Consider the following 4,921-nt stretch of genomic DNA (forward strand, 5'->3'; position numbering starts at 1 on the left):
TTTTTTTCAAGCAGAAGACGGCATACGAGATCTAGTACGGTCTCGTGGGCTCGGAGATGTGTATAAGAGACAGGGAGGGGGCTCTGCCCGGCCGCGGCTCCCCCTCCACCCAACCGGTTGCCCAAATCCCCCCATCCCTCTAACGCTGTGGGCAAACACGGATAACAGGGCGACAGGGTTTGGAAGTCCAGGCGAGCAAGGATGTGGTGGCCACGGTACGCGGCGTGCTGGCCGATGTGCTGGGTCTGTCGCCGGAGCGTGTCGCCGGGTTCGACGCGGAGACGCCGCTGTTCGGCGCGCTGCCCGAGCTGGACTCGATGGCGGTGGCGGGCGTTCTGACCGAGCTGGAGGATCGGCTCGGCATCCTGATCGAGGATGACGAGGTCGATGGCGAGATGCTGGAGACGTTCGGCCAGCTGGTCGCCTTTGCCGACGCCAAGGCGCGCGCTTGATCGACTATTATGACTGGCCTGGCGGGCGGGAGGCGATGTTGCGCTTCGGGCCCGCGGACGGGCCGGTCGTGCTGGTCGCCATGCCATTCTGGGAAGAGGCGAACCGGACGCGTGCCGTGGCGGTCGCGATGCTGCGGCGGCTGGCCGATCGCGGCATCGGCGGCGCGCTGCCCGACTGGCCGGGAACGGGCGAGAGTCTGATCGCCACCGAACAGGCCAGCATCATGCAATGGCGCGACGCGCATCAGGCCGCCGCCGAGGCACTGGGCGATCGGCCCTGTTACGCGGTATCTATCCGCGGCGGGGCTTTGATCGACGGCTTTGCGCTTCTCGCCGGGCGCTGGCACCTGACGCCGATGACCGGCGAAGCGGTACTGCGCGATGTCATTCGGGTGCGCGCGGCGGCGGGCCTGCGCGGTGACGAGCATGGCGTGTTCGGGGCGGAATCGCCGGTGCGGGTCGCGGGCAACCGGGTTTCGCCGCATTTCCTCGCCGGACTGGCGGGGGCCGAACCCTATGACCAGCCGGGCGTGCCGCGCCGCGTCGTGCGCCTCGGCCATGACCGCGCGCCCGCCGACCGCACCATCGACGCCGTGCCCCCATGGCGCCGGGCCGAGCCGCAGGAAGATCCCGAACTCGCCGCCCTGCTCGCGGACGATATCGCGGAATGGATCGCGTCATGCGAAGGCTGATCTCCTTCCCCTGCCAGGACGCGACGCTGATCGGCACGTTAGATGAGGCCCCCCATGACACCGGCCTGCTGATCGTCTCGGGCGGCAACGAGCCGCGCATGGGCGCACATCGTGGCCAGGCGCTGCTCGCCGCCCGGATCGCGGGGCGAGGCTTTCCGGTACTGCGCTTCGACCGGCGCGGGGTCGGTGACAGCGAGGGTTTCAATGGCGGCTGGGAATCGAGCGGCCCGGACATCGCCGCCGCCGTCGCCGCCTTCACCCAGGCGACCGGCGTCGCGCGGATCATCGGTTTCGGCAATTGCGACGCCGCCTCGGCGCTGGCGATGTTCGGGCAGGCGGCCGATCTGAACGGCGTGCTCCTGTCCAATCCGTGGCTCGCGGGCGAACCCGACGCCCTGCCCCCCGCCGCCGCGATCCGCCGTCATTATGCGCGCAAGCTCGCCAATCCGGCCGAATGGCTGCGACTGGCGCGCGGGGCGGTCGATTTCGGGCGGCTGCGCCAGGGGCTGACCAAGATCGCCGCGCCGCCGGCCCCGCTGGACGAGACGGCGGGCCCGCTGCTCCAGGCGATCGAAAGCTGGGGCGAGGCGGCGGCGATCATCGTCGCGCGCGGCGACGCGACCGGCGTCGCCTTCCGCGCCGCCGCGCGCGGGTACGGCTTTGCCATGGAGACGCTTGCGACGGATTCGCACAGCTATGCCGATGCGATGGACCTACTGGAACGTGCGATCCTCGGCTATCTCGACACCACGCTTTCCGCCCAGTCGAGCGCTTTGCACGACGACCGATCGGAACCCCAAAATAGCGTCTAACACGTTTTAAGATCGTGATTTTTTCCGGAACGCCTCTCTGCCTCGCCCATTGGAGCGGGCAAGGAGAGACGGTCCATGAACGAACGCCCCACCCCACCCCAGCCCGAACAGCAACAGGATATGCCCGGCGAGACGGAGGCGATGAGCCCCCGCCCTGATCACGGCGAGCATAGCTATGTCGGCCATGGCAAGCTGACCGACAAAAAGGCGATCATCACCGGCGGCGACAGCGGCATCGGCCGGGCGGTCGCCATCGCCTTTGCCCGCGAAGGTGCGGACGTGGTGATCGCCTATCTGTCGGAGGACAAGGACGCCGCCGAAACCCAGCGGCTGGTCGAGCAGGCGGGCCGCAAGGCCCTGCTGATCCCCGGCGACGTCAGCGATCCCGCCCATTGCCGCACCATCGTCGAGCGCGCGGTCCAGACCTTCGGCCGGGTCGACATATTGGTCAACAACGCCGCACACCAGGCCAGCTTCCAGAAGGTCGAGGACATCAGCGACGAAGAGTGGGAGATCACCTTCGCCACCAACATCCACGCGATGTTCTATCTGGTGAAGGCCACCCTGCCGCACATGGGCGAGGGCGCGTCGATCATCAACACGACCTCGATCAACGCCGACAAGCCCAACCAGCAATTGCTCGCCTATGCGACGACCAAGGGCGCGATCCACAATTTCACCGCAGGACTCGCCCAGATGCTCGCCCAGCGCAAGATCCGGGTGAATGCGGTGGCGCCGGGGCCGGTCTGGACTCCGCTGATCCCCTCGACCATGCCACCGGAAGCGGTGAAGAGCTTCGGCGAGCAGACGCCGCTGGGCCGCGCGGCCCAGCCCGCCGAACTCGCGCCGCCCTATGTCCTGCTGGCGAGCGGCGAGGCCAGCTATATCAGCGGCGCGACCATTCCCGTCACCGGCGGCACCCCCTTCCTCTGATCATCAAGCAAGGAGCCGGACCAATGGCGTCCCTACCCAATGACGTCGTCGCGGCGGTCTTTGTCGCCGGTCTGAAGAACGCCCATGCCGTTGAGCATCAGGCCCTGGCGCTGATCGACCGGCAGCTCGATCACCTGGCCAATTATCCGGACGTCGCCGACCTCTGCGGATGCATCGAGGCGAGACCGAGCCGCAGATCGTCCGGCTGGAGGACATACTCGACGGATTCAACGAGAGCCGTTCGGTCCTCAAGGATGCGGCGCTGAGCTTCTCGGGCAATATGGCCGCGCTCGGCCATGTCTTCGCGCCCGACGAGATCCTGAAGAACAGCTTCGCCAACTTCGCCTTCGAGAATTTCGAGGCGGCCAGTTACAAATCGCTGATCGCCATCGCCGATGTCGGCGGCTTCGGCAGCGCCACGCCGCTGCTCACCCAGTCGCTGAACGAAGAACTCGCGATGGCGGCCTGGGTCGATGACAATAATGCCGCGCTGACCCGCCGCTATCTCGAGCGCCGCGCCGCCGGCGACACCGCCAACCACTGATCCCCCAACCACCGACCAAGCGAGGCCGACCATGTATTATCACGACTAGCGGCTGCAATATCCCGTCCGCTGCGAAACGCCCGACCCGTTGTTCGCGCGCATGTTGCAACAGGCGATTGGCGGCGTGGAGGGCGAGATCCGCGTCTGCATGCAATATTTCTTCCAGGCCTGGGGCAATCGCGCGCCGACGCCGAAATATCGCGACATGCTGCTGCATACCGCCACGGAGGAGATCGGCCATATCGAGATGCTGGCGACCGCTGTCGCGCTCAACCTCGACAAAGCGCCCGCCTCGCTTCAGGAAGAGGGCGCGGCCGATGGCATCGTCGGCGCGGTGATGGGCGGCGGCAATGCCCGCCACGCCATCGAAGGCACGCTGCACAAGCATATCCTGTCGACCGGCCTCGCGGCGCATCCGTCGGACTCGGACGGCGTGCCGTTCAACATGAGCCATATCTATGCCAGCGGGAACATCGCCGCCGACATGTATTGCAACGTCGCCGCCGAGAGCACGGGGCGCGTGCTGGCGACCCGGCTCTACAACGCCGCGCACGATCAGGGCATGAAGGACATGCTCCACTTCATGATCGCACGCGACACGATGCATCAGGAGCAATGGCTGGCCGTGATCGAGGAACTGGGCGAACAGGCTTCGCTGCCGATCCCCAACTCCTTCCCGCAAAGCCAGGAGGACCAGGAGCATAATTACGACTTCTTCGTCACCTCCCTCGATGGCACCTATCCGGAAGGGCGCTGGACCCAGGGGCCCAGCGTCGACGGCAAGGGCGCGTTCACCGTGTTCCGCAACGAACCGATGGGCGAAGAACCCGTTCTCGGCCCCGCCCGCCCCGACAGCAGCGCACAGGCCGAACAGATAGGCGAGAAGCCCTAAAATCCTCCCCGGCACGGGGAGGGGGACCAGCAAAGCTGGTGGAGGGGGCGTGCCGCAATGGACAACCTTTGCGGCACGCCCCCTCCGTCAGGGCTGACGCCCTGCCACCTCCCCGTGCCGGGGAGGAATGGAAACCATCACGCCCCGACCGGCATCGTCTTGCCCGTCGCCCGGTCCAGCGCCCACGCGGTGAGCAGGTCGAGCGCGGTTACGACAGCCACGAACCCGATCGCGCCCCATACCGCCCGCGCCTTCGGCGAACGCCGCGGCGAGACGGCCAGAGTACCGAGATCGAGCAGATCGCCCGCCACCCGGTTCCACACCCGCGACGAATGCGCCGGGGCCTGGATAAGACCAACCCCGGCCACCACCTCGCGCTCGGCGATGCGGCGCGATGCGAACAGCTCGGCGGCGCCGAGCGCGAGCGAGAACAGGCCGAGGCCCAGGCTGACGGATTTGGCGTTCGTGATGATCCCTCGTCGACGGAATGGATCATCGGGCAACGCGGGCGCCCGACGCATGGTCCGCAAATCAATATAGGTCAGTCACTTAACGCCCCCCTTGCCTGCGCTTTCCCACTCGGCCAGTCTGGCGGC

7 protein-coding genes are annotated in these 4,921 nt (G+C 67.1%); 6 read left to right on the forward strand and 1 reads right to left on the reverse strand.

What is annotated here, in order from left to right; translation table 11 throughout:
• The first annotated feature begins 206 nt into the window (after positions 1 to 206).
• From QZ546_RS17605 to QZ546_RS17630, 6 genes are all read left to right on the forward strand, one after another.
• Complete coding sequence (locus QZ546_RS17605) at positions 207 to 452, forward strand: acyl carrier protein (RefSeq protein ID WP_294240552.1); 246 nt, start codon at positions 207 to 209, stop codon at positions 450 to 452.
• Positions 449 to 1,144: a hypothetical protein gene (locus QZ546_RS17610; protein ID WP_294240555.1), complete on the forward strand. Its 696-nt coding sequence runs from the start codon at positions 449 to 451 to the stop codon at positions 1,142 to 1,144. The genes QZ546_RS17605 and QZ546_RS17610 overlap by 4 nt, the downstream gene beginning before the upstream one ends.
• Positions 1,132 to 1,956: a hydrolase 1, exosortase A system-associated gene (locus QZ546_RS17615; RefSeq protein ID WP_294240557.1), complete on the forward strand. Its 825-nt coding sequence runs from the start codon at positions 1,132 to 1,134 to the stop codon at positions 1,954 to 1,956. The genes QZ546_RS17610 and QZ546_RS17615 overlap by 13 nt, the downstream gene beginning before the upstream one ends.
• A 75-nt stretch (positions 1,957 to 2,031) precedes the next feature.
• The gene (locus tag QZ546_RS17620; RefSeq protein WP_294240562.1) at positions 2,032 to 2,889 is read left to right on the forward strand and encodes a glucose 1-dehydrogenase; all 858 of its coding nucleotides are present in this window, start codon (positions 2,032 to 2,034) and stop codon (positions 2,887 to 2,889) included.
• A 169-nt stretch (positions 2,890 to 3,058) separates the two neighbouring features.
• Positions 3,059 to 3,433 (forward strand): DUF892 family protein, encoded by a 375-nt coding sequence (locus tag QZ546_RS17625; protein WP_294240565.1) that lies wholly within the window; start codon positions 3,059 to 3,061, stop codon positions 3,431 to 3,433.
• A 52-nt stretch (positions 3,434 to 3,485) separates the two neighbouring features.
• Positions 3,486 to 4,325, forward strand: coding sequence for a manganese catalase family protein (locus QZ546_RS17630; protein WP_294240571.1), 840 nt, complete (start codon positions 3,486 to 3,488; stop codon positions 4,323 to 4,325).
• A gap of 137 nt (positions 4,326 to 4,462) precedes the next feature.
• On the opposite strand, the gene QZ546_RS17635 is transcribed toward QZ546_RS17630, so the two are convergent.
• A complete protein-coding gene (locus QZ546_RS17635; RefSeq protein ID WP_294240568.1) occupies positions 4,463 to 4,846 on the reverse strand; it encodes a hypothetical protein in 384 nt (127 codons plus the stop codon).
• Positions 4,847 to 4,921: the final 75 nt, after the last annotated feature.

The sequence above is a fragment of the uncultured Sphingomonas sp. genome (assembly GCF_913062585.1).
Taxonomy (GTDB): domain Bacteria; phylum Pseudomonadota; class Alphaproteobacteria; order Sphingomonadales; family Sphingomonadaceae; genus Sphingomonas.

Excerpts from the sequence above, each read along its gene's own strand:
- QZ546_RS17620 (WP_294240562.1), top strand. The coding sequence starts at position 2,032 with ATGAACGAACGCCCCACCCCACCCCAGCCCGAACAGCAACAGGATATG.
- QZ546_RS17635 (WP_294240568.1), bottom strand. The coding sequence starts at position 4,846 with ATGCGTCGGGCGCCCGCGTTGCCCGATGATCCATTCCGTCGACGAGGG.
- QZ546_RS17615 (WP_294240557.1), top strand. The coding sequence starts at position 1,132 with ATGCGAAGGCTGATCTCCTTCCCCTGCCAGGACGCGACGCTGATCGGC.
- QZ546_RS17625 (WP_294240565.1), top strand. The coding sequence starts at position 3,059 with ATGCATCGAGGCGAGACCGAGCCGCAGATCGTCCGGCTGGAGGACATA.